Here is a 25,606-nt window from a genome sequence, read left to right on the forward strand (position 1 = left end):
CGCCACAAAAACATAGGTGATCCTAGCGAATTCTTTGTTTCTCGATTTCTTCGAATTTTGTAGCTTTTTTCTTTCTTTTCTGGGCAGTTCCCTGTCCCGTCTGCGGCGCTCTTCTTGCGACACCTCGTAACTCTTCTTCTTTTCTCTTCTCAATAATTTCTTCCTCATCTTCTCTTAGAATATAAAGACCCTGAATAATTCCAAACATGATCAGAGTGCTCAGCACAGAGCTGCCTCCATAGCTGACCAACGGCAGCGTTACTCCCGTGGAGGGAATGAACTTCGTTACTCCGCCGATTGTCAGAAAGACCTGGAAAATATAACAGGTTCCAAGACCAAGTGCTACCAGTTTATAGAAACGGTTCCGCAGCTGCATGGCAATGTTCAAAAACATGATGTAGCAGCTTACGCAGACCAGAATCAGACACAGCGCAAAAATCAGCCCCATCTCCTCCGAAATAGCAGAAAATATAAAGTCTTCCTCCGCTACCGGAATATCTGTCGGGTTTCCCTGATATAATCCCATTCCAAACCAGCTCCCCGTGGCAATGGCAAACAGCGACTGCGCCACCTGATATCCCCCGGACTGGTATACTGCAAACGGATCCCGCCAAACAGTTACACGGGTCTGGACATGTGAGAACAGGTGATATGCCACCACCGCTGCTCCACTTCCTGCCGCCAGCCCGGCAAGCATGTAAAGTGGCTGTCTTGTCGCCACGTACAGCATCACCAGATACACCACAAATATGATCAGCGCGGCACCAAGGTCTGTGGATGCCACCAGAATCAGCACATGGACCGCCGCAAAAATCGTCGTCTTTACGATATCTTTGAACGCCGTGGATTTCTTAAAGCTGGATGCAACAAAAAACACAAACAGGATCTTCACGAACTCCGAAGGCTGAATCCCGAACCCGGCAATCGAAAATCCAAGCTTTGCCCCGTCGGAGGTCTTACCGATAATCGCGACAAGTGCCAATGCAAGCATTCCCACAATCGCGTAAAAATATCCATACCGCTCCAAAAACGTCAGCTTTCGGATAACAACCGGCACAACCAGACTGATTGCCATGGAGACAACAATAATAATAAACTGCTTCGTGGCCTTCGTGTATGTAAGACGGGTGATCATGATCAGCCCGATACACAGCAGCATACACATATTATTGACGATCAGACGCGATACTCTTGGATAAATCAATGTATACAGCGCAATCGTTGCCACCAGAAGCACGACCTGTGCCAGATAAAAAAATACAAGTTTTATCTCCAGCGTCTTTAAATACATGACCAGATACGCTATAAACTGGATCAGAAACATCAGCTTGTTCTGATTGAACAATATACTTTTTTTGCGATAAATGTCGCGATGCGCAAACACGGAAAAACACTCAAAGGTGTATGCCGCCATGAGCGCAATCATCAGATATTTAGATAATTCAACAACAATATTTACCAATTTTTCACCTGCTATCCTATTCGACTGCCGTCTTTTTTCTTTTTTGGTTTTTTTATTTTATTTTTTAGTTTTCTCAATTTTTTATTATCATTCTAATGCTGTTTCTTTTTCTTTCTGTTCCGATTTTATTTTCTTATTTTATCCCACGCTTAAAATGGCCTCTTGTGAACTCCTTCTGTCCTAACTCTGTCCGAGATTCTTTTTCCGCTGCAAGCGCCTGTGCAAATGCCATTAATACGTTTTCTGTCTCCCCGGAAGATTCCAGCGTGAAATTCAGCCGTACACTCCGCGGACCCAGCACTCGAATTTCCTGCATCTGATCCAGCAGTGCAAGCGGCGCAAGATTATAGATTATATTATAACAGAATTCACAATAATTTTTTACCGAAAAATTCTTCTGATATCGATCTTTTATTGTCAAGATTCCTGACTGTCTGTCGCATCCCGTAGTCGTTCTTTTCACGCACCCCGCAGAAACCATCATTGGCAGGTATCCATATACGATCAATTCCTCCGCCGCGGTCTCCAGCGTCTTCAGTTCCTGAAAATTCAGCTCTACCGGCGCCGTGCAGTCCATGACTCCAAGTTTCTCCCAGAAGGTCTTCGCATCATGATTGAACACGTACAGATTGTGATCCAGAATCATCTTCCTGTCATAACCGTGGTCCTTCAGGAATTGAAAGCTCTCATAATTTCGGATCAGTGCACCGTCCACCGCCAATCTGCAAAATGTTTCATAAAACCGATCGTACTCCGCGACTGCCTCCTTACGGAAGATATGCGGCATCGCAAAAAAGACTTCCTTCCCTGCATTCTGCAGCGCATCCACACAGGCCAGTGCCTGCTGCGGATGCGTCAGAACATGGGAAAACATATTACACTCCATATAGACCCGGGATACTTCCTCGCAGGATGCAATTGCCTGAAGCTGTTCTTTCGTCTCCGCCGAAGCATGCAGGCGGATTTCCGAAGTGGTCGTGCTGTTTTTTATTGTACAGTCATCTTCCACCAGTTTCAGCACCGGCTCCGGCCGCTCCCCGGCCGCAGCCTCCGCACACGTCCGCCGGTACTGCTCCGTAATTTCAGCCGCAAGCAGTTCCATCCCCTGTCTGCGCAGTTCATTTAATTTCTGCATCGGCAAAAAGAGAGCACCTTCTGTCTGGACACACATTTCGCAGAAGAAAAAGTCAGAATTTCCAGTTTTTTTCATCTGCTTCAGAATACGCGTTTCCTCAAGCGGCTGATTTTTTGCCTCCTCAACCATACTGCCCTCACAACAGATCTTTACCTGCTCTGTCTCCAGCTCCAGCTGTGCAGGACTGCCCACCTTCAATGTAAGGGTTCCCCTGATCGGGCGCTGCAGCAGTTTCCCAATATAAGACTCCCGCACTTCATCCAAAATCCTCTGGTTTCTTGTCCGGTTCAAAATCGTCCCCTGCGCAAACCGTTTCCCCTTTGGTCCGATCAGCGTAAACGTCTCCCCCTTTTTTAAGGGCTGTCCAAACGTATAGTTGTCCTTCCCGCAGGAAAGTTCAAGAATGTCTCCTTTTCCAATGTCCGTCAGCGCACGGCCCTTTATCTCCCTGCCTTTTTGCGACAGCACCTGAAATGCCTTTACTCCTGCATGGTTTGGACGATCGGTAGAAATCATCTCCGCACCGTTGTGTTTATGATAATATCCATCATCAAATCCCCCACGGTTATAGATATCCATCAGGTATTCTTTATCCTTTGGATCGACATGGTAAGCCTTTTTTCCCACTGAAAAATACAGATCCACATATTTCCGGTACATCGCCGTCACCGCGGCAACATATTCCGGTTTTTTCATGCGTCCTTCAATTTTAAATGAATAAATTCCCGCCTCGATCATATCCGGGATACCATCCAGAGTACAGATATCCTTCAGACTCAGCAGATATCCCTTTTTTTTCTCAGCCTCATACGGCAGGCGGCACGGCTGTGCGCACTGCCCCCGGTTTCCGCTGCGCCCTCCGATAAAGCTGCTGAACAGGCACTGCCCGGAATAGCAGTAGCAAAGTGCCCCGTGAACGAAGCATTCAATTTCCAATCCCGTCTGCACTGCAATCTCATGAATTTCTTCCAGATTCAGTTCTCTCGCAGTCACCACACGCTCGACACCCTTTTCCTTCATCAATCTGGCACCGAGTGCATTCGTGATCGTCATCTGCGTACTGGCATGAATTGCCATCCCCGGAAAATGTTCGGACACAAACTCCAGTACTCCTACATCCTGTACGATTACTGCATCCAGCCCCTGACAGTAATATGGCAGCAGATATTCATATAAGTGTTCTCTGATTTCATCGTCCTTGAGCAGCGTATTTACAGTCAGAAAAATCTTTCTCCCATGAAGATGTGCGTAATCAATTGCCGCAAGCATCTGTTCCTCGGAGAAATTCTCAGCATATGCACGCGCGCCAAACAGGCTGCCGCCCACATAGACCGCATCTGCCCCCGCCGCAATTGCCGCTTTGAAGCTTTCAAAGGAACCCGCCGGTGCAAGCACCTCGATTTGTGATTTCATATAAACTACCTCCGATTCATCCCTCTGCTTTTCGTTTTCAGACAAAGAGATAGGCTGTCAAAAGACAGCCTATTTTCTGCGATTTTTCATCTCTGTTTCTAATTTCACGATCTGCATCTGCAGGTCGTTATTCTCTTCTTTCATCTTCGCCATCTCTTTTTCGGCATTCTCAAGCTTAATCTGTACTGAAATCAATTCATGCTTTAAATCATACATCTCTTTGTCTTTCAGTTCGATGTCGCTCTCAAGTGAGTCACCCTGCTTCTTCGCCTTAAAATAGTCATCGGCAATGTTCAGCGCCAGCAGTACGTTTCTCGTATCTGCACTCTGCTTGCGGTAACCTTCACTGTTTGTACACTCTGTAATTTTATGGTTCAAATATGTGGAAACTCTCTGTAAGTACTCCTCACCTTCAAAGCCGCTCAAAGTATACACTTTTCCACCAATAAGAACTTCCGTATAATGTTTTGCTGAGCTCATAGCACCCTCCTCGCAACTTCCTAAATGCTATTATAAACTATTTGACTACAAAATCCAACCATTTTTTACTCTAATGCTAAATGATGATATGCAAGGTCTGTCACTACACGCCCCCGGGGGGTTCTCTGGATAAAACCATTCTTGAGCAGATAAGGCTCATACACATCCTCTATAGTGCCCGCGTCCTCCCCGATGGATGCCGCAAGCGTCTCCAGTCCCACAGGTCCTCCGCTGAATTTCTGTATCATTGTCGTCAAAATATTACGATCCACATAATCCAGTCCGTATTTGTCGACATCCAGAAGATCCAGCGCCAGGTCTGCGACTTCTTTTGTGATCACACCGTCGTACTTGACCTGCGCGAAATCCCGGACACGTTTCAGCAGACGATTGGCCAGCCGCGGTGTCCCCCGGGATCTTCTGGCAAGTTCTGCCGCACCTTTCCCGTCTATCTCGACACCCAGAACCTGGGCAGAACGAAGAATGATGGTCTTCAATTCATTCTCGTTATAAAATTCCAGACGATTCACCACTCCGAAGCGGTCGCGCAGCGGTGCAGTCAGCATTCCCGCTCTTGTCGTCGCTCCCACCAGCGTAAACTTCGGCAAATCCAGGCGGATAGACCTGGCACCGGCTCCCTTTCCGATCACGATGTCGATGACATAATCCTCCATCGCCGGATAGAGCACCTCCTCCACCTGACGGTTGAGGCGATGAATTTCATCTACAAACAGAACGTCTCCCTCCTGTAGGTTGTTCAGAATAGCTGCTATCTCTCCCGGCTTTTCGATAGCCGGTCCAGAGGTGATCTTGATGTTCACGCCCATCTCATTGGCAATGATCCCCGCCAGTGTCGTCTTGCCCAGTCCCGGCGGTCCATACAGCAGCACATGGTCCAGGGACTCCCCACGCTCTCTGGCTGCCTTAATGTATATCTTCAGCATCTTTTTCGCCTTCTCCTGGCCGATGTAATCCTCCAGCATCTGTGGACGCAGATTATTCTCTATTTTAATATCTTCCTCTAAACTCTCGGTTGTAATAATTCTTTTGCTCATATGTTCCCCTTAAAATGCCATGTGCTTCAGCGCATCCTTCAGCACATCCTCCACGGTCGAATCCTCGTCCACGGTCACAGCCCGCACGGCTTTCAAACTCTCGGTGCTGCTGTACCCCAGTGCCGTCAGCGCCTGAATCGCCTCGGACTGGATCTCTCCAGAGCCGCCGGACACACTGCCTATGTCTTCTCCTGGTTCTCTCTCCAGCACATCCGCAATACTCAGTTTGTCCTTCAGTTCAATGATCAGCTTCTCTGCCGTTTTTTTTCCGATTCCCGGGGACGATGAAATCGTCTTCACATCGCCGGCCATCACCGCAAACCGGAGTTCATCTGCAGTAAGCTGTGAGAGAATGCTCAGCCCTCCCTTCGGCCCGATTCCGCTGACTCCGATCAGAAGCTTGAACACCTGCATGTCATCCTTTGTCCGGAAACCAAACAACTGCATGGCATCCTCCCGCACATTCAGATACGTGTAGATCTTTACCTCGCTCCCTGTCGGAGGAAGTTTTCCCATGGACTGCCGCGGCATATAGATTCCATAGCCCACCCCGCCGACATCCACAATTATTTTTTCTTCTTCCAGTTCTATCAACTCACCTCTGATAAATGAAATCATATCTTTTCCCCTTTTATCTATCTTTTATGACAGTCTGTTCTATGACAGCTGAATATCACGCAGACGTTTCAGCATCTCGTTGGACAAAATTCCGATTACAATTCCTGTGATAATTCCCGCCACCATAAGCACCGGGAAATAATATCCCACCTGAAATGTCTCCACCACCAGTGCCGCCACAATCAGCTGCCCCACATTGTGGAACACGCCGCCCGCCACACTGACGCCGATCACACTGAACTTCCCGGTTCTTCGCAGAAGCGCCATCACCGTCAGGCTGAGCAGTCCGCCCGCAAGGCTGTACAAAATACTGAACATGCTGCCAAATATAAACCCGGCCAGAATCACTCTCGTCACTGAGAGCAGATACGCTTCTTTTACGCCCATTTTATACAGGGCAATCACCACGATCAGATTCGCCAGCCCCAGCTTGATTCCCGGAACTCCGATCTGAATCGGAATCAGACTTTCCACATAGCTGAAAATCAAAGCAAGCGCCACAAACACACCGAAATAAGCTACTTTATTCTTCATTCCACTCTCCTGTACCGTATGTTTCGGAACATCCAATCGTCACCACATCCATCATCGCAGCCACTTCGCGTTGCTGTCACATCACTTCGCAGCCACATTACTTCACAACCGCATCGTACTCCCGCGCCTGACCGCTGACAACAGAGACTACTACCTTGTTTGGCAGGCAGATGATGCTCTCACCATCCCGCGAAATCGCCTTCTGGTGAACACACAGCTTGTCCGGACAATCCGCCTCCGTCATGTCCGCCGTTTTATCCTTTATCGTCAAAACATTGGTATCATGAATGGAAACGGTCTGATCCTTCGTCAGATCATATTCCCCGTACACTTCTCCATCCACCGTAACAACTACCGTCCCGGCATCTCCGTTTCCGGACATCTGCATATAGCCAAACCATCCTCCGGCAATCACCAAAATCACCACGATTAAAATCACATCATGCTTTTTCATTATAAAACCTCTTATTAAGCCTTTACGCATCATTCTAGCACAACAGGCCAAAGAATGCAACCAAACGTTCGACATCCTCCTCTTGCTTTTTCGGACATTCATTGTTACAATATTTTGTAATTGTTAAAATACGCAGCATAGAAAGGTAACATAGAATGAAACGAATCCTCTCCATCTTTTCCGCCGCCATTATTGCCTGCTCCCTGGCCGGCTGCTCGAAGTCCATCTCCTCTGAGCCTATTTCCACACAGGCAATTTTATTCGACACAGTTATATCTATTGAGCTTTACGGGACTACAGACCAGACGCTTCTCACCGAATGTATCCACATATGTGAAAATTATGAGCAGACACTCAGCCGCACGATTGAGACGAGCGAAATTTCACAGATCAATCACTCTGGTGGAACCCCGGTCACCGTATCTGCCGAAACTGCTGACCTGATTCAAAAGGGACTGGAGTACGGCGATCTCTCCGGTGGCAAATTCGATATCACCATCGCGCCCTTAAGCGAACTTTGGGATTTCAAGAATAACACCGGAACGATCCCAGCACAGGATGCGATTGACGAAGCCAAAAGTCATGTAAATTATAAAAATGTGAAACTGGAGAATCAGACCGTCACCCTGACAGATCCCAAAGCCGCAATCGATCTGGGCGGTATTGCCAAGGGTTACATCGCGGATCAGTTAAAATCCTATTTGACCGGACAGGGCGTGGAATACGGTATCATCAGTCTGGGTGGCAATGTTCTGACCATCGGCGGAAAGCCTGACGGAGCAGCTTATAACATCGGTGTTCAGAAGCCTTTTGATGAGCAGAATACCGCCATTACCAGTGTACAGGTGAAAGACAAATCTGTCGTCTCCTCCGGTGTGTACGAGCGGTATTTCAAAACAGATGGAAAGCTGTATCACCATATTCTGAACCCCTCCACCGGATATCCGTATGACAACAATCTGCTGGGGGTCACGATCATCTCCGACCGCTCTGTGGACGGCGATGGGCTCAGCACCACATGTTTCGCTCTGGGTCTTGATGAAGGAATGGCTCTGATCAACCGTCTCGATGATGTGGACGCAATCTTCATCACGGATGATTATCAGCTGCACGACACACGAAAATAGGCAAAACGAGGAAGACAAAAACAAAAAGACAAAACCGGAATGGAAACGGTTTTGTCTTTTATTTTATAAATTTAGTATCTAAACGCACTGATGCCTACAACCACAGCGAAAATTGCAACAAGAATATAGATTCCAAGCAGAACTCCCATAATCGCAAGGCTTGCACGACACCAGTTCTTGCGGTTTACATTGCCATGACCAAAGGCCCATACAAACATCAGTACAATGTTTGCGCACGGAATCATCATCAGCAACAGCGTGACAATCCAGTCTCCCATGGACATCGGTGAGTTGTCATCCGTCGGATTTTGTGAGCTATTGCTGTACTGGCCATTATTATACTGACCGTTGCTGTACTGGCCATTGCTGTACTGGTTATCACCATACTGGCCGTTGTTGTACTGCCCATTATTTTGTCCATCATTATACTGACCACCGTTATACTGTGTATCATACGCACTTCCGCCTGGCTGCTGATATGACGCACCCTCCGGCTGTACCGGCTGCTGATATACCGCGCCTTCCGGCTGTACCGACTGCTGATATACTGCACCTTCCGGCTGTATCGGCTGCTGACTCGGCTGTACTACCTCATGATAAACAGGTGCGGACTGTTCCGTTACCGCCGCTGTTTCGCCCTGCACCGACTGTCCTGAAAGTGCAGTTTGGCCAGACAATAATGCCTCACTTCCGCCTGCCGCTTCACTCTGCACTTGCTCCCCAGCCTGTACAGATGCGTCCTGTGTCGGTTTTACTGGTGTCTCCTGTACATTTCCCAAATTTTCATCCATTTTCAAAAATCCTCCTTATTAATAATTCCATCAATGTCCCAAAGTTGTTTCTTCATGCGGACACGAAATACTCTACCCTTAACCCTGATATCAGTAAATCGGACATTCTATCGTTATTATAGTAACACACTTTTTGTCCCATGACAATTCTCGCCCCAAAAATTCACAGCCTCTTCACAGTCATTCTCACGTCAGGCGAATACTCCCTGCTCACAGGAATCCACGCACAAGCCGCACCATCTGTTCCGCCAGATTATAATGATAATACCCCATAGGCGGATCTCCCGGAAAGTAAAACATCATCCGGTAGATGTAATATGCGATCATCCCAGTCAGAAACACAATCAGAATCCCCTTATACAGTTTCCATGATCGGTGCAGTATATAGCGGTTTGCCGCCCCTAAGATCAGAAGCAGCAAAACACCGTAAATAAAAGGATTGAGTTTCCAGGCCAAATCAAAATGGCCGGTGAGCATTGCAACACCGGCTCTCGTCAGTCCACAGGCCGGACAGGGAAACCCTGTCACAATAACCATCGGACAGATATTCTGAAAAATTCCTTTCATAAATATCATATAAGCCACAATTCCCGCAATTGCCCACCGACAACTTTTCATATCCCGCCAAAACAAGCTCACTGCCTCTTCAAAAATCTGTTTTGCAGAACGTTTTTTCATAATTTTTCTTCCCATCAATAAGTATCCCGAAAAGAAGTCCGCCAAAGGCAGAACCACTCTGTCCTACTGAATAATTTTCTTCGGGCACTTCTCTGCACATTTACCGCAATTTGTACACTTGTCATAATCAATGTGCGCAATATTATCCACTACCGTGATTGCACCTGTCTCGCAGACCTTCTCACACATACGGCAGGCAATACATCCGGCTTCACATGCGGAGATCACCATCTTGCCTTTTTCCTGATTCACACAGCGGACACGATGCTTCTGTTCATAAGGTACCAGCTCGATCAAATGCTTCGGGCAGGCTTTGATACATTTGCTGCAGGCCTTACAGGCCTCTATGTCAACGACCGCTACACCGTCCACGATGTGGATTGCATCAAACGGACATGCCTTTACACAGCTTCCGTATCCAAGACATCCGTAATTACACGACTTCGGCCCGCCATTCTGAACAAAGTCCATCATGGTACAATCCTCGAGACCGGTATAGTTGTAATCCGTCTTCGCCTTCTCGCAGTCACCTGCGCACTTTACAAATGCAACCTTGCGCACGCCCTCTTCCACCGTCTGCCCCATGATCTCGCCAATCTTTGCTGCAACCGGCGCTCCGCCGACCGGACATCCATCGATTTCCGCCTCACCCTTGGCAATTGCAGCCGCAAGTCCGGAACAGCCTGCAAATCCACATCCACCACAGTTGTTTCCCGGAAGAACACCGAGAATAGCCTCCTCGTGTTCATCGACCTCTACCGCAAACTTTTTTCCCGCAACTCCGAGGAACACACCAATCAATAAGCCGGTGCCACCCACGATAGCCGCAGCTATAATAATACCTGTTATACTCATAATCAGCGTCCTCCTAAATCAATCCTGAGAATCCGAAAAATGCGATTGCCATCAATCCTGCTGTAACAAGGACGATTGCAGATCCCTCAAATGCTTTCGGAATGTCATTGTGTTCTGTCTTCTCACGAATACCTGCCATAATTACAATCGCAATCAGAAAACCAATTGCAGTTGCAAGTCCGTTTACAACACCCTGCAGGATATTATACTCTTTCTGTACGTTTGTAAGAGCCACACCGAGTACTGCACAGTTTGTGGTGATCAGCGGAAGATATACGCCCAACGCCCTATAGAGAGACGGAACAGACTTCTTCAGGAACATCTCGATAAACTGAACCAGTGCAGCAATCACCAGAATAAACACGATAGTCTGCAGATATTCAAATCCCAGCGGGATCAGTATATAGTTGTAAATCAGCCCAGTACACAGTGATGCGATCGTAATAACAAAACATACCGCTCCGCCCATACCGGCTGCTGTGTCAACCTTCTTGGATACACCGATAAACGGACAGAGTCCTAAGAACTGGCTGAGTACAACGTTGTTTACCATGGCTGAGCCAATGGCAATAATCAATAATTCTTTCATCTGTACTGCCCTCCTATTCTTTTTCTGCCGGCTTTTCGGCTGCAGCTTCTGTTGTCATCATGCGTCCACGGCAGGCAGAATTTCCACAGGTGGCACATCCCGCCCCGCACTCGCCAAATGTATCTTTTCTCGGTTTTCCTTTTTTATTTGCAATCGCGTTCATCGCAGCTGTCAAAAATCCCAATACGAACAGTGCTCCCGGCGCAAGGACAAAAATGGTAATTGGTGTATACCAGTCTCCCAAAATCACAAAGTCAAACAGTTTTCCTGATCCGATCAGCTCTCTGAACATACCGATCAGCGTCAGCGCAACCGTAAATCCAAGTCCCATTCCAATACCATCAAAGATGGACAATCCGACTGTATTTTTAGAAGCGTAGCTTTCCGCTCTTCCCAGAATGATACAGTTTACAACGATCAGCGGGATATAGAGTCCCAATGAATCGTATAGGCTTGGAACAAATCCTTCCAGCAGAAACTGAACCATGGTTACAAAAGAAGCAACCACCACAATAAATGCAGGCATGCGGACCCCATCCGGAATCACTTTACGCAGCAGTGAAATCATCATGTTGGACATGACAAGTACGGCTGTTGTAGAAAGTCCCATTCCGACACCATTGATTGCTGAGGTCGTAACCGCCAGCGTAGGGCACATACCGAGAACCAGCACAAAGGTCGGATTTTCTTTAATAATACCGTTATATAATCGTTCTGTATATTTTCCCATTAGTTGCTGCCCCCTTCCGCAAGTACTGCCTGATAATATGCCAGAGCAGCATTCACATCGTTCGTAAACGCGTTCGTCGTGATTGTTGCGCCGCTCAGCGCATCGATCTGGCCGTCCTCAGTCGCTCCGGTCTTCGTGTACGCGAACTGTTCTACCTGCTTATCCTTGAACTGATCCTGGAACGTCTGCTCTGCCGCCTTCATTCCAAGTCCGGCAGTCTCGCTGATTGAAAGGATGGAGACTCCCTTTACCGTTCCTGTCATATCGATACCGGTAGAGATCTTGATATCACCGCCATATCCTTCTTTTGAGGTCACTGTAATGACATAACCTACTGTTTCACCGCTTCCGTCCTTCGCTTCCGCGACTTCGTCGATGATGTCCGAGGTGAGTCCCGCATCCTTGAGTATACTCGCTGCGTCGTCCGCATCGAACGCTTCATACGCACTGAACTCCTCTGCATCCGCAAGGACAGCCTTGTAAGCCTCCTGCTTCGCATTCTCCTGCGCTGTGGCAATCGGAGCCTTTGTCACCTCATATACAATACCGAGGCAGAACCCCGCAACCATTGTGATTGCCGTTAAAATAAGTGCATTTTTAATCGTTTTATTCATTATTTTTCTCCTCCTTTACCAAATGGTTTTGGAAGAGTAACTCTTTCAATCAATGGGACTAAAAGGTTACTAAAGATAATCGCATAGGAAACGCCCTCTGCAGATCCGCCAAACAGACGGAACAGTCCGGTCAGCAAGCCAAGACAGATTCCATAGACAATCTGCCCCTTTTTCGTAATCGGGGATGTCACATAATCCGTAGCCATAAACCATGCTCCCAACATGATACCACCGCCACACAGATGTGCTGTAATGTACTGTGGATCAAATCCATGGCCTCCAAAGATCGTGATAAAGATTACGAATGTCAGTAAATATGTACCCGGAATCCTAAGATCAATAATTCCCATAAGCAGCAGGAAAATTGCTCCGATCATGATTGCGATCACCGATGTCTCACCAATGGTTCCTCTGATCGTTCCGAGAAGCATATCCATCGTATTCACACTCTGTCCAGCTTTCAGTTCAGCAAGCGGGGTCGCTCCCGTCACACCATCATACACAAAGTATGTCATCTTTCCTGTAAAGGAGATCAGCAGGAAACATCTTGCACCCAGCGCAGGGTTCATGAAGTTCTGTCCGAGTCCTCCGAAAAGCTGTTTCACAACAATGATTGCAAATACCGCGCCGAGCGGTCCCATCCAATACGGAAGTGTCGGCGGAAGATTCAATGCCAGCAGAAGTCCTGTGACAACTGCACTGAAATCTCTGATTGTAACCGGTTTGTGCATGAGCTTCTCATAAACATACTCTGACAGGACAGCGGTCGCCGTCGTCAGAACAATGTTGATCAGTGCGCTCAGGCCGAAATTATAAACACCAAATATCGTTGCAGGGAGCAAAGCAATCGTAACCATCAGCATGATGTTGCTGCTCGTCACCTTGTCGCGGATATGTGGTGAAGAAGATATATTGTAATTCTCATTCACTGCTCATTCACCTCTCTCTTATTTCTTTTTCTTGTTTGCCAGTGCTATCTTTCTCATGGAACCGATAGACTGTTTTAAAGGTCTCTTTGCCGGACATACGTAGCTGCATGATCCACACTCTACACATTCCAGACCATTCTGTCTGGTAAATGTCTCTTCATCATGCCATTCTGCATAGTCTGCAAGTCTGGAGGGGATGATCCTGCTTGGACATACCTCCACACAGCGTCCGCAGTTAATGCATGCCGTCGTCTGATTCTTTGCGACCTCATCTTCAAGAAAACCAAGAATAGAGGAAGAAGTTTTTGTGATCGGGGTATCCAGTGTAAACATACTAAAGCCCATCATCGGCCCCCCGGAAATAATCTTATCCGGAGTTGATTTGAAACCACCGGCAGCGTCCACCAGATCCTGGTGATTCGTGCCAATCAATGCACGGAAATTTCCTGGTTTTTCCACCGCGTCACCGCTCACTGTAACCACGCGGTCCACCAGTGGTTTCCCAATGACAACTGCGCGGTAAATGCTGATCAGAGTCTCCACGTTATCCACCACACACCCGGCATCCGCCGGAAGCATCGTAGAATTGATTGCTCTTCCCGTCGCCGCAAAAATCAACTGCCGCTCCGCTCCCTGGGGATACTTCGTCTGCAGTACCTTGACAGACATACGAGGCTCATCCTTGATGGCCTCCTCCAGTTTCGCGATACAGTCTTTTTTGTTGTCCTCAACGCCAAAATACCCCTTTGCATTGTCAAACAAGGACAATACCACCTTCATGCCTCCCACCAGCTCGTTCGTATACTCAAGCATTCTTCTATAGTCAGCTGTGATATATGGTTCACACTCTGCACAGTTTGCGATCACGAAGTCAATCTTATCCGGTTCTTTCGGAGACAGCTTTACCCTGGTCGGAAAACCTGCTCCTCCCATTCCAACGATTCCTGCGTTCGCAATTGTGTTGAGGATTTCTTCTTTCGTCATCTCGCTGAGCCGCTTTACCGGAGCGTACTCCACTTCCCTGTACTCGCCGTCATTCTCTACAACGATACAAGGTACCATACTGCCTGTCGGATTAAAATGTGGTTCGATTGCCTTTACCGTTCCGGAAACCGACGCGTGAACCGGAGCCGATACAAAACCTCCGGCCTCTGCAATCATCTGTCCCTTCAACACCTGATCTCCTGCCTGCACCACAGGTTTTGCCGGAGCTCCAATATGCTGTGAAAGCGGATACACCAGATTGCCGGTCGGCATTACATCGACAATCGCCTGATCCTTCGCCAGACTTTTGCCGTCATTCGGATGTATTCCACCTTTAAATGTTAGAAGTCCCATTCTTTATTCCCTTCCTTTCCTTTTCTCATAATATATATCATACTCGAATTTCTGTCGAAAATCCAGCTAATAAGAAGAATAGATTGTACATTATTAAGTACAGCTTGTCGTTTTTTTAACAGCATTTTATCTATTTTTCACATATTTAGATTCATATGCCCTGTTTTGACAGAGCGCCGAAACCTCAAATTCTGCCCTGTATATTAAAAAAGATAGAGACCAAAACAGTCCCTATCTATTTAACATTTTAAGTTGTAGCTGTTCTATTCAATACTATTCAGCGTCATTCTCTACAGATTCTTCCGGCTCCAGCGCTTTCATGCTGAGGCTGATTTTTCTGTCTGCTTCATTCAGATCTACGATCTTAGCAGTAATCTCCTGACCTGTTGATAATACATCAGACGGCTTGTCAACGTGAGCTCTTGAAATCTGTGAAACATGCAGAAGAGCATCAACACCAGGTGCTAACTCAACAAATGCACCAAAGTCTGTCATACGTGCAACCTTACCTGTGATGATCTTGCCAACAGCAAAATCTTCCGCTGCGTTTGCCCACGGATTTGTCTCCGGGAACTTCAGACTCAGAGCAACCTTGGTATCGTTAATGTCTTTGACAAGAACTTTCAGCTCATCGCCAACCTGGAATACTTTCTTCGGATTCTCAACTCTTCCCCATGACATCTCAGAGATATGAAGCAGACCGTCTACTCCACCTAAGTCGATAAATGCGCCAAAATCTGTTACGTTTTTAACAACGCCCTCGATTGTATCACCAATCTGAAGCTTCGCAAATAACTCTTTCTGCTTCTCAGCTCTCTCTGCAACAAGAAGCTGTCTTCTGTCACCGATGACACGGTTTCTTCTAGGATTGAACTCGCTGATTACGAACTCAATTTCCTGACCGTCATATTTGCTGAGATCTTTTTCATAAGTATCAGACACAAGACTTGCCGGAATAAATACTCTTGCTTCATCTACTGTCGCACACAACCCACCACCAAGAATCTGTGTAACGGTTGCCTTCAGTACTTCTTTGTTCTCATAAGCTTCTCTCAGACGCTCATTGCCCTTCTCGGCAATCAGTCTCTTATAAGTCAATAACATCTGGCCATCGCCATCGTTAACCTTCAATACTTTTACGGTCATCGGATCACCGATGGATATAACAGTTGTAAGATCAACCGACTGATCGTTCGAGTATTCACTCTTTGTTATGATACCGTCTACTTTGTAACCTATATTCAAGATGATTTCGTCTGGCTTAACATCAATGACTGTACCGTCTACAACCTCTCCGTTATGTATTGTTTTAAATGATTCGTCTAACATTTGTTCAAAAGATAATTCTGACATTATTTTGAACCTCCTCAATTATATTATTGGGCGTGGATGCCCCTGCTGTAATACCTACTGTATCCACGGACCTTAATTGATTCATATCCAAATCGTCAAGTGTCTGTATATAGTACGTAGCTTTACATGCTGTATTACATATTTCAAATAGCTTCTGTGTGTTGGAACTGTGCTTGTCTCCGATGACGATCATCGCGTCAACTTCTTCCGCAATCACTTTTGCTTCCGTCTGACGTTCTTTCGTCGCACTGCAGATCGTATTTAAAACACTTACATCATAACTCTTTTTGCTGAGAATTTCAACTAATTCTTTGAATTTGTTGTAATTAAATGTCGTTTGCGATACCACACAGACCGATTTTGTAGAATCTGCAGCGAATTTTTCCGCCTCCTCCACCGTCTGAATAACTGTAACCGGTCCATTTGCCCATCCTCTGATCCCCTCCACTTCCGGGTGGGACGGGTTTCCGATGATCACAATATGCTTTCCATTCCCACTTTCCTGGTCCACAATGTTATGGATTTTTTTCACGAAAGGGCAGGTGGCATCCACAATTGTCATTCCCACACCCTCCAGTTTATCGCACACTCTCCGCTCCACGCCATGGGATCTTATGATCATGATCCCTTCAGGCAGATCTTCCAGCGTTTCCTCCGTGCGGACCACATGGACGCCCCTGGCCTCCATGTCCTTGATCACCTCATCATTGTGAATGATGGGGCCGAATGTATAGATCGGTACGTCCGGGTTTTCCCTGAGCTGCTCATACACTGTATCTACCGCTCTCTTCACGCCGAAGCAGAACCCGGCTGTCTTTGCAAGCTTCACTTTCATATCCGCTCTCCTCACCTCTGTTCTCAGGCACAACAGGCCGCGATCCGGTCGACCACTTCCTGAATCGTCATGTCCGAACTGTCCACAAGAACCGCATCCTCCGCCTGTTTCAGCGGTGCAATATCACGGTGCATATCACGGTAGTCCCGGTCCTCAATGTCTCTGGCAATCTGCTCGTAGCTGCAGTCCGCCCCCTTTTCCTTCAGCTCGTCAAACCGTCTTCTCGCGCGGGTTTCCACACTGGCGGTCAGATAGATCTTGACATCCGCATGGGGAAGGATATTCGTTCCGATATCGCGCCCGTCCATGATGACGTCATGCTCCGCAGCAAGCGTTCTCTGCAGCTCCAGCAGCTTCTCGCGAACCGCAGGGACCGCGGAGCTGAAGGACGCCATATTCCCGGTCTCCTCCGTCCGCAGCTTTTCGGTAATGTTGTCCCCGTTCAGATACACCTGCTGTACACCGTTCTCATAGTGGATTGTCACCTGTGCATCCTCACATGCCTCTGCGATTTTATCCGTCTCGCCCGGACGGATTCCTTTTCTCAGAAAATGCACCGCAAGGCCGCGGTACATCGCCCCCGTATCCACATAAATATATCCTTTTTTCTTTGCCACCAGTTTTGCGATAGTACTTTTACCGGCCCCCGCCGGCCCGTCGATTGCAACGTTATAGCCCATTCTAATCTCCTATTCCTTTATAGCTTTCCCACAATAATCCCACTTTAAACACAAAGTATACGAAATCCCTGTTTTTATTTCTGTATCTGATTTACTCCGGCCGGCTGTTTCCGGCGTTCACTCCCGCCAGGTATCCTGTCGACCAGGCAATCTGCAGATTGAATCCGCCGGTCAGGGCGTCCAGATCCAGCACTTCGCCTGCAAAATACAGCCCTCTGACTAACCTGGATTCCATGGTGCCCGGATCCACATCCTTCACCCTGATTCCTCCCTTGGTGATGATTGCCTCGTTATATCCGCGCAGTCCGGTCACTGTGAGTGGAAAATGCTTAATCAGATTCACAAAGCCATGGCGTTCTTCCCTGGATATCTCATTCACCTTTTTCTCCATGGGAATGTCGCTGATTGCCAGCATGACCGGCTTCAGCTTCGCCGGAAACAGCTTGTCGAGCGCATTCTTAAACTGCTTATTCTTACACTCTTCGAAGTCCCGCAGGAGCCTTGCGTCCAGCTGTTCAAAAGAAAGTGCCGGCTTCAGATCGATCTCCATACGCAGCGTATGCTCTGCAAGCTGCGTCCCCACCAGCGCGCTGGCGCTGATGATCAGAGGTCCGCTCACACCATAATGGGTGAACAGCATCTCGCCAAAGTCATCGTACACCTTTTTCCGTTCATGATACAGTCTCACCTCTACGTTACGCAGCGAAAGTCCCTGAAGCTCCCTCACGTAGTCCTCCTTGACTTCCATTGGAACAAGAGACGGGTAGAGCTTCGTCACCTGATGTCCCAGCTCCCTTGCAAACCGGTAGCCGTCACCGGTCGATCCGGTCGATGGGTAAGAGATTCCGCCGGTCGCAATGATGCAGGCGTCTCCCTCGATCTTTGTCTTATCCTCCAGTTCAATATACCGGAAGGTATGGTTTAACTCTCCCACTCTTTTAACCGCTGTATTCAGGTGAATTTTCACGCCGAGGCGTCTGAGTTCTCTCGTCAGACCGCCGATCACATCCGAGGAATGGTCTGACATCGGAAACACACGGTTCCCCCGTTCCACCTTTGTCGCCACGCCGAGTGCCTCAAAGAAATCGATCACCTGATCATTTGTGAAGGAATAAAATCCACTGTACAGAAATTTTGGATTTCCCACTACTGACTGAAACAGCACCTCCATATCACTCGCATTGGTGATGTTGCATCTGCCTTTGCCTGTGATAAATAATTTTTTTCCAAGTTTTTCATTTTTTTCGTAGAGGTGAACCTCATGCCCCGCTCTCGCCGCAAATATTGCCGCGAACATGCCGGCCGGTCCTCCACCTACCACTAATACTTTACTCATAGTTTATCATTCACCTTATTTAATTCATCTCTGCTGTATACCTGGTACTCATCCCAGATGCCTTCCAGCGTCTCCAGCGTCGTTACAACATCCTCCTGCTTTTTCATGCACAGCGCAACCACCAGCGCGTTGATCACACTCAGTGGTGCGACAAGGGAATCCACGATGGATGCCATGTCACTTTTGGCAATCAGATTACAGGACGAATACAGATTCATCGGCGAGTGAACGCTGTCCGTCAGTGTAATCACTTTCGCCTTGCGGTTGCTGGCAAACTCCAGTGCCTTCAAGGTACGCATAGAATACCTCGGAAAACTGATCCCGATGATCACATCCTCTTCCCCGATGCGGATCAGCTGCTCGAATATCTCACTGGAACTGTTTGTGTGGACCGCATTCACGTTATCACAGATCAGATTCAGATAGAAGCTCAAAAATTCCGCCAGAGGCGCACAACTTCGAATGCCGATCACATAGATGCGTCTCGCGCTGATAAGCGTATCCACCGCCAGCTCAAATGCCTTCTGATCCACACAGGCGATGGTCTGCTTTATTTTTTCAATATCTGACTGCAGCACCGTCTGCAGGATCTCCGAATGACTGATTCTTCCATATGCCACTTCCATACGCTGGATTGAATTTAACTTATTGCGCACCAGTTCCTCAAGCGCATTCTGAAATCCCGGATACCCTTTATAGCCCAGCTGCGATGCAAAACGCACCACCGTCGACTCACTGACGCCCACTTCTTTGCCCATCCTTGCAGCTGTCATAAACACTGCTTTGTCATAATTCTCTGTTATAAATTCAGCCAGCTTTTTCTGCCCCTTGCTGAACTTACTGTACTTTTCATCTATTCGATTTAATAATTCATTCGAATTTCGTTTCCCCACGACACGCCTCCGCACTTTTTCTCTTTATCTCCTCAAGTAGTATAACGTATCGTCCCCCAAAACGCAACGCCAACTCTTTGATTCTGCCCGGCTCCTTGTCCGCAAAAATCCCAGTATACCTTTTGTATACTGGGATTTATCATCTTGCCAGATCAGCCGGCATCTGCTACGCAGCCCCACTCCTGACAGGAGGCGGCACGGATATTCACAATCCACTGCACGGTCTGATTCTTACACCGGATAAGCTCCGTCTTCTGTGTCTGCAACGGTCGCATCCACTTTGGTCTGCTGTGCTTCTCTATACTTAAAGAAGTCCACTGCAACCTGCGGGAACAGCGCGTAAGTGAGGACATCCTCATCCTGCTGTTTCCACTGTTTCATCTCGTTCTCGAGAGTCTCCAGTTCGTCTGGAATCAGATCTGCCGGACGGCATGTGATAATTTCCGCATCTTTGCCGATGCACTTCTCTACCACTTCCGGATTAAACGGTTTTACAGTTGCACCGTACTTGCCTGACAGTACATCTTTTGTCTCTTTTGTTGCCATCTTGTATCTTTCGCCCATCAGCACGTTAAATACTGCCTGTGTTCCAACGATCTGTGAAGAAGGTGTAACAAGTGGCGGCTCACCGAGGTCTTTACGCACGCGCGGCACTTCTTCCAGCACATCGTAGTATTTGTCCTCTGCTCCCTGCTCTTTTAACTGGGATGTCAGGTTGGAAAGCATACCTCCCGGTACCTGATATAACAATGTCTTGATGTTGACACCAAGGTTCTTCGGATTCAGAAGTCCGGAATCCAGTGCCTCGTCGCGGATCGGTCTGAAATAATCAGCGATCTCAGCCAGAAGAGCCTGGTCAAATCCGGTATCATACGGTGTGCCCTTGAAGGTCTCAACCATAACCTCTGTTGCCGGCTGTGAGGTTCCCAGTGCGAACGGTGACATTGCTGTATCGATCACATCAACACCTGCTTCTACCGCTTTCATATATGTCATCGAAGCCACACCGGATGTATAGTGGGTATGAAGCTGGATCGGGATATTCACCGCATCCTTCATCGCCGCGATCATATCGGTCGCTTTATATGGAAGAAGCAGTCCTGCCATATCTTTGATACAGATAGAATCTGCACCCATATCTTCGATTCTCTTCGCGATATCTGTCCAGTATTCCATGGTATATGCATCACCCAGAGTGTACGAAAGTGCAACCTGAGCGTGTCCTTTTTCTTTGTTTGCTGCCGTCACGGCTGTCTGCAGGTTACGCAGGTCATTCAGACAGTCAAAAATACGAATGATGTCGATACCGTTGGCAACAGATTTCTGTACGAAGTACTCTACGACATCATCTGCATACGGACGGTATCCAAGGATATTCTGTCCACGGAACAGCATCTGAAGCTTGGTATTCTTAAATCCATCGCGGAACTTGCGAAGTCTGTCCCATGGATCTTCCTTCAGGAAACGAAGGGATGCATCAAATGTAGCACCACCCCAGCACTCTACGGAATGGTATCCCACTTTATCCATCTTGTCGATGATCGGAAGCATCTGCTCGGTTGTCATACGCGTTGCAATCAGAGACTGATGCGCATCACGCAGAATGGTTTCCGTAATTTTAATTGGTTTTTTTTCTATATCTGCCATTATTTTTCTCCTTTTAAATTTTTATGAGGAAACGAGGTTCCCACGAAAATCTTCCACTTCACTCAGAAAGCTGCGCCCTGAGTTCCGATTTTATACTACACCAAATATGGCCATAAATGTTCCGGCCGCAACTGCGGTTCCGATAACTCCGGCCACGTTCGGTCCCATGGCATGCATCAGCAGGAAGTTCGTAGGATCCGCCTCTGCGCCGACCTTCTGGGAAACACGTGCCGCCATCGGTACTGCAGATACACCTGCGGAACCGATCAGTGGGTTCACCTTGCCGTGTGTCACAACACACATCAGTTTTCCGAACAATACACCAGCTGCCGTACCAAAACAGAATGCCAGCAGACCGAGTACAACAATTTTGATTGTATCCCAGTTTAGGAATGCTTCTGCACTTGTGGTTGCTCCCACGGATGTTCCGAGGAGGATAACAACGATGTACATCAACGCATTCGATGCCGTTTCTGTCAGCTGTCTTACCACACCAGACTCTCTGAACAGGTTACCGAGCATCAACATACCTACCAACGGTGCTGTAGTAGGAAGGATAGAGCATACTACGATTGTAACGATAACCGGGAAGAGGATTCTCTCTAATTTGGATACCGGTCTGAGCTGTTCCATCTTGATCTTACGCTCTTTTTCTGTCGTGAGCAGCTTCATGATCGGAGGCTGGATGATCGGTACCAGTGACATGTACGAGTACGCTGCCACAGCGATCGGTCCCATGATGGCTGTCTGACTCAGTTTACCTGCAAGGAAGATTGAGGTCGGGCCATCGGCACCACCGATGATTGAAATTGCCGCCGCTGCTTTATCTGAAAATCCAAGAGCCATTGCTCCGAGATAAGCAGCGAAAATGCCAAACTGTGCTGCGGCTCCGAGCAGAAAGCTCTTCGGATTCGCAATCAACGGACCAAAGTCCGTCATCGCACCAACGCCCATGAAGATCAAAGACGGAAGGATCGCCCACTCATCCATCAGATAAAAATAGTGGAGAAGTCCGCCGATTCCGTTTGGAGAATCTTCGATGGACATCATAATATCTGGATAAATATTAACCAACAGCATACCAAACGCGATAGGAACCAGAAGTAACGGCTCAAACTCGTGTCGGATTGCCAGATAGAGGAAAAAACATGCAACGAGAATCATAATATAATTTCCAACGGTCAGGTTGAAAAATGCTGTCTGATGCACGAGGTTTCCTAATGTATTTGAAATATATTCCATTTGTCAAAACCTCCTAGGTTACTAGTTTAATGTAGCAAGTACTGCTCCTGATTCGATTGCATCACCTACTGCTACATCGATGCTGGCAACTGTTCCATCCTCTGGGGCTACTACCGGGATCTCCATTTTCATTGCTTCGATGATCACGACCGGATCACCCTTGGACACGTTCTGTCCTACGCTTGCTTCTAATTTAAATACCTTTCCGGCTGCTCCGGCTTTCACCTGGATACTTCCTGCACCGGCTGCTGCTTTCGGTGCCGCCGGTGCTGCAGCTGGTGCTGCTACAGGTGCTGCCTGCGCTGCTACAGGTGCACTTCCTGCACCTTTTTCCTCTACTGTTACATCATACACAGTTCCGTTTACTGTAATAGCATAATTTTTCATCTTGATCTCCTCCTGATTAATTCCATTTATTCGTTTTTCTTCTCTTAATTGAACGTACAATAAATCCGTCTGAGCTTGTACCTTCCGAAGCTGCGATTGCCGCCGTGATTACCGCAATCAGTTCTGTGTCGTCTGTGACAACAGCCGTCTGAACCGGTGCCGGTCTGGAAACCGGTGCCTGCGCTGCAACTTCCACTTTATTCTTGTTTTTAAACTTTGCTTCGATCGCAGGAATAAATTTAAATAAAGAAATAATGAGCGAAATGAAAATCAATACTGCAAATACAGTTCCCATTCCCAACAATGTATTAAGTCCTGCTTTTTCGAGGATCTGTCCGATCGTGTAATGTACATCCACCGTCAGACTCGTCATATTCAGCTTCTCGTCAAACACAAACACCAGTTCCGTCTGTTTATTTTCGAAATCAGCCGTTGTTGTAAGTGTCACGTCTTTGTCTGTAGCTTCTATCTGCCAGTCACCATGCTCCACATAAGCACCGTACTCTTTGGTCGCGTTCTGCCACGCTTCGATCATTGTGCGGAAATCTTCGCACTGAATCGGGAGCCCTGCCTGCAGAAGTCTGGAATTTGATGCAAATTCTGACTCTTCTTTAAGCAGTTCGAAATTGTCATCGGACATCTGTGAAAATGACTGCACAATGTTCTCAGAGTAACTCTGCAGCGTCGCCTCATCGTAATTAAGCGTCGCCTTCTCTGTACTTCCACCGCATCCGGCAAGACAGGTCGCAGCGAGAACAAAGACAAGTAATAATAAACTAATTTTTTTCTTCACTTTGCCTCACCTCACTAAACCGTTCCGTGTTTTTTTGCCGGACGATCTTCTCTTTTTGTGAAAAGCATCTCGAATGCTCCGATCACATACTTTCTTGTATCAGCTGGGTCAATGATTGCATCCACATATCCTCTTCTTGCTGCTGACATCGGACTTGACTGCAATTCTTTGTACTCCGCTGCCTTCTCGTTCAATGTCGCTGCATCTGCGTCTGCATACATGATTTTAGCTGCCAGCTTGGAATCCATCATTCCGATTTCCGCTGTCGGCCATGCATAGACCATATCTGCACCGATTGATTTAGAGTTCATTGCTACGTATGCACTTCCGTAAGCTTTTCCAACGATCACATTGACCTTAGGAACGCTTGCGTTGGCAAATGTATAGGTCATTCTCGCTGTCGCTCTGGCCATGTTCTTTTCTGCCTCTTTCGTTGCTGCGAAGCCTGTCACATTTGTCAGTGTCAATACCGGCACGTTAAATGCGTCACAGAAGTTCACGAAATCGATTGCTTTCTTACATCCCTCTACCGAGAGAACCGCATCGAACTCTTCCACGACAGATCCTGCCGCATCGTAAACCTTTGTTCTGTTGGCAACTGCTCCAACGGTCATTCCATTCAGTCTGATAAATCCTGTCACCATATCTTTTGCAAATGCTTTCTTTGTCTCAAAGAAAACGCTGCTGTCAGAGAGCATCGCAAGCGCGATCGCTGTGTCCTCTCCGGCGTTGGCCAGATCTGCACATACCCGATTGAGATCGTCTGTACATTCATCGTAGGATGCGTCATCCTCATTGTTGGAAGGAATCATAGCTACCAGTGAGCGGATCTGCCCAAGAATCTCAGCCTCTGTACCGATTCCGTCTACAAGACCGGCCTCTTTTGCCTGATAATCTGCACTGGAAGTGTCACATTTTGAAATCTCATTGCCTTCGAGCGCATTTGGTGAGTTTACAAACAGTTTTCCGTCTGTGCTCTCCATGAATGTAAAGTCTGTCAGTCCTGGAACAATTGCCAGACCGCCGCCACACATTCCAAAAATTGCTGTGATTTGTGGAATCACACCAGATGCCATAGCCTGTTTGTAGTATAAACCACCAAATGCCTCCAGTGCGTCTGTAGCCTCCTGGAGCCGCAGACCTGCACAGTCAACCAGACCGATGACCGGTGCTCCCATTTTCATTGCCATATCATAAATATTTGCAATCTTCTTTGCGTGCATCTCGCCGATAGAACCCTTCAATACTGTTGCGTCCTGGCTGTACACGTATACCAGATTACCGTCAATCACCCCATAACCAGTGATGACACCGTCTGCCGGAGTGTCTTTTTCCTGCATGTTAAAATCAGTATTTCTGGCAGTGACTGCCCCCCCGATTTCAACAAAGCTACCCTGATCAAGCATAGCGGCAATTCTTTTGCTTGCAGAGTTTTCTGTTACATTGTAACTCATATTTTAGCCCTCCATGTTATATATTTTTTGAAAAACTTCATCAAAATTTTTGCCTATTATAGTATATCTGATTCTGGGAAAAATAGCAAATTATTCCGCGAAAATTCTGATATTATTTTCACAGGCTCATCTTGATGCATTTTCTATAAAAACAACCCACGGCGCCTGTAATATTGACTCTTCC

26 protein-coding genes are annotated in these 25,606 nt (G+C 47.4%); 1 reads left to right on the forward strand and 25 read right to left on the reverse strand.

Annotated elements, in window-relative coordinates; all coding sequences use genetic code 11:
- Positions 1–22: 22 nt before the first annotated feature.
- The 7 genes from BUB85_RS00090 to BUB85_RS00120 all read right to left on the reverse strand — a co-directional run bounded on the left by BUB85_RS00090 (position 23) and on the right by BUB85_RS00120 (position 7,151).
- Entirely contained in the window at positions 23–1,462 is a 1,440-nt protein-coding gene (locus tag BUB85_RS00090) for an FtsW/RodA/SpoVE family cell cycle protein (RefSeq protein ID WP_073103466.1), read from the reverse strand.
- A gap of 133 nt (positions 1,463–1,595) precedes the next feature.
- Entirely contained in the window at positions 1,596–4,010 is a 2,415-nt protein-coding gene (locus BUB85_RS00095) for a U32 family peptidase (protein WP_073103469.1), read from the reverse strand.
- A 69-nt stretch (positions 4,011–4,079) separates the two neighbouring features.
- Entirely contained in the window at positions 4,080–4,490 is a 411-nt protein-coding gene (locus BUB85_RS00100; RefSeq protein WP_073103472.1) for a cell division protein ZapA, read from the reverse strand.
- Between the two features lie 65 nt (positions 4,491–4,555).
- Positions 4,556–5,545 carry a Holliday junction branch migration DNA helicase RuvB gene (ruvB, locus tag BUB85_RS00105; protein ID WP_073103474.1) on the reverse strand — a complete coding sequence of 330 codons (990 nt, stop codon included), beginning with the start codon at positions 5,543–5,545 and terminating at the stop codon, positions 4,556–4,558.
- A 9-nt stretch (positions 5,546–5,554) separates the two neighbouring features.
- A complete protein-coding gene (gene ruvA / locus BUB85_RS00110) occupies positions 5,555–6,163 on the reverse strand; it encodes a Holliday junction branch migration protein RuvA (RefSeq protein ID WP_073103477.1) in 609 nt (202 codons plus the stop codon).
- Between the two features lie 39 nt (positions 6,164–6,202).
- Positions 6,203–6,697, reverse strand: a complete 495-nt coding sequence (locus BUB85_RS00115) for a Gx transporter family protein (protein WP_073103480.1) — start codon at positions 6,695–6,697, stop codon at positions 6,203–6,205.
- A gap of 97 nt (positions 6,698–6,794) precedes the next feature.
- A complete protein-coding gene (locus BUB85_RS00120) occupies positions 6,795–7,151 on the reverse strand; it encodes a NusG domain II-containing protein (RefSeq protein ID WP_073103482.1) in 357 nt (118 codons plus the stop codon).
- Positions 7,152–7,306: 155 nt separating this feature from the next.
- Between BUB85_RS00120 and BUB85_RS00125 the strand changes: the two genes are divergently transcribed.
- The gene (locus BUB85_RS00125) at positions 7,307–8,278 is read left to right on the forward strand and encodes an FAD:protein FMN transferase (protein WP_073103485.1); all 972 of its coding nucleotides are present in this window, start codon (positions 7,307–7,309) and stop codon (positions 8,276–8,278) included.
- A 71-nt stretch (positions 8,279–8,349) separates the two neighbouring features.
- Here the strand turns inward: BUB85_RS00125 and BUB85_RS21930 are convergent, their stop codons facing one another.
- From BUB85_RS21930 to BUB85_RS00215, 18 genes are all read right to left on the reverse strand, one after another.
- Complete coding sequence (locus BUB85_RS21930; RefSeq protein WP_242945280.1) at positions 8,350–9,069, reverse strand: hypothetical protein; 720 nt, start codon at positions 9,067–9,069, stop codon at positions 8,350–8,352.
- Between the two features lie 210 nt (positions 9,070–9,279).
- A complete protein-coding gene (locus BUB85_RS00135; RefSeq protein WP_073103488.1) occupies positions 9,280–9,747 on the reverse strand; it encodes a DUF2752 domain-containing protein in 468 nt (155 codons plus the stop codon).
- 63 nt (positions 9,748–9,810) lie between these two features.
- Positions 9,811–10,602 carry an RnfABCDGE type electron transport complex subunit B gene (locus BUB85_RS00140; RefSeq protein ID WP_073103490.1) on the reverse strand — a complete coding sequence of 264 codons (792 nt, stop codon included), beginning with the start codon at positions 10,600–10,602 and terminating at the stop codon, positions 9,811–9,813.
- 13 nt (positions 10,603–10,615) lie between these two features.
- Positions 10,616–11,191, reverse strand: coding sequence for an electron transport complex subunit RsxA (rsxA, locus tag BUB85_RS00145; protein WP_073103493.1), 576 nt, complete (start codon positions 11,189–11,191; stop codon positions 10,616–10,618).
- Positions 11,192–11,204: 13 nt separating this feature from the next.
- The gene (rsxE, locus tag BUB85_RS00150; protein ID WP_073103495.1) at positions 11,205–11,921 is read right to left on the reverse strand and encodes an electron transport complex subunit RsxE; all 717 of its coding nucleotides are present in this window, start codon (positions 11,919–11,921) and stop codon (positions 11,205–11,207) included.
- The gene (locus tag BUB85_RS00155; protein ID WP_073103498.1) at positions 11,921–12,535 is read right to left on the reverse strand and encodes an RnfABCDGE type electron transport complex subunit G; all 615 of its coding nucleotides are present in this window, start codon (positions 12,533–12,535) and stop codon (positions 11,921–11,923) included. Before BUB85_RS00155 ends, rsxE begins: the two co-directional genes overlap by 1 nt.
- Entirely contained in the window at positions 12,535–13,464 is a 930-nt protein-coding gene (locus BUB85_RS00160) for an RnfABCDGE type electron transport complex subunit D (protein WP_073103501.1), read from the reverse strand. Before BUB85_RS00160 ends, BUB85_RS00155 begins: the two co-directional genes overlap by 1 nt.
- An 18-nt stretch (positions 13,465–13,482) precedes the next feature.
- Positions 13,483–14,802, reverse strand: coding sequence for an electron transport complex subunit RsxC (gene rsxC, locus BUB85_RS00165; protein ID WP_073103503.1), 1,320 nt, complete (start codon positions 14,800–14,802; stop codon positions 13,483–13,485).
- Between the two features lie 273 nt (positions 14,803–15,075).
- Complete coding sequence (rpsA, locus tag BUB85_RS00170; protein ID WP_073103506.1) at positions 15,076–16,155, reverse strand: 30S ribosomal protein S1; 1,080 nt, start codon at positions 16,153–16,155, stop codon at positions 15,076–15,078.
- On the reverse strand, positions 16,136–16,990 hold the full coding sequence (gene ispH, locus BUB85_RS00175) for a 4-hydroxy-3-methylbut-2-enyl diphosphate reductase (protein WP_073103508.1): 855 nt from the start codon (positions 16,988–16,990) through the stop codon (positions 16,136–16,138). The genes rpsA and ispH overlap by 20 nt, the downstream gene beginning before the upstream one ends.
- A gap of 23 nt (positions 16,991–17,013) precedes the next feature.
- Positions 17,014–17,670 (reverse strand): (d)CMP kinase, encoded by a 657-nt coding sequence (gene cmk / locus BUB85_RS00180; RefSeq protein WP_073103511.1) that lies wholly within the window; start codon positions 17,668–17,670, stop codon positions 17,014–17,016.
- A 91-nt stretch (positions 17,671–17,761) separates the two neighbouring features.
- A complete protein-coding gene (locus tag BUB85_RS00185; RefSeq protein WP_073103513.1) occupies positions 17,762–19,006 on the reverse strand; it encodes a BaiN/RdsA family NAD(P)/FAD-dependent oxidoreductase in 1,245 nt (414 codons plus the stop codon).
- Complete coding sequence (locus tag BUB85_RS00190; protein ID WP_073103516.1) at positions 19,003–19,899, reverse strand: MurR/RpiR family transcriptional regulator; 897 nt, start codon at positions 19,897–19,899, stop codon at positions 19,003–19,005. Before BUB85_RS00190 ends, BUB85_RS00185 begins: the two co-directional genes overlap by 4 nt.
- 231 nt (positions 19,900–20,130) lie before the next feature.
- Positions 20,131–21,546, reverse strand: coding sequence for an oxaloacetate decarboxylase subunit alpha (locus BUB85_RS00195; RefSeq protein WP_073103518.1), 1,416 nt, complete (start codon positions 21,544–21,546; stop codon positions 20,131–20,133).
- A gap of 90 nt (positions 21,547–21,636) precedes the next feature.
- On the reverse strand, positions 21,637–22,788 hold the full coding sequence (locus tag BUB85_RS00200) for a sodium ion-translocating decarboxylase subunit beta (RefSeq protein ID WP_073103521.1): 1,152 nt from the start codon (positions 22,786–22,788) through the stop codon (positions 21,637–21,639).
- Between the two features lie 21 nt (positions 22,789–22,809).
- The gene (locus BUB85_RS00205; protein WP_073103524.1) at positions 22,810–23,175 is read right to left on the reverse strand and encodes a biotin/lipoyl-containing protein; all 366 of its coding nucleotides are present in this window, start codon (positions 23,173–23,175) and stop codon (positions 22,810–22,812) included.
- A gap of 16 nt (positions 23,176–23,191) precedes the next feature.
- A complete protein-coding gene (locus tag BUB85_RS00210; RefSeq protein ID WP_073103527.1) occupies positions 23,192–23,968 on the reverse strand; it encodes an OadG family transporter subunit in 777 nt (258 codons plus the stop codon).
- A gap of 14 nt (positions 23,969–23,982) precedes the next feature.
- On the reverse strand, positions 23,983–25,422 hold the full coding sequence (locus BUB85_RS00215; RefSeq protein ID WP_073103531.1) for an acyl-CoA carboxylase subunit beta: 1,440 nt from the start codon (positions 25,420–25,422) through the stop codon (positions 23,983–23,985).
- Between the last annotated feature and the right edge of the window lie 184 nt (positions 25,423–25,606).

This window comes from Hespellia stercorisuis DSM 15480, from assembly GCF_900142165.1.
Classification (GTDB): domain Bacteria; phylum Bacillota; class Clostridia; order Lachnospirales; family Lachnospiraceae; genus Hespellia; species Hespellia stercorisuis.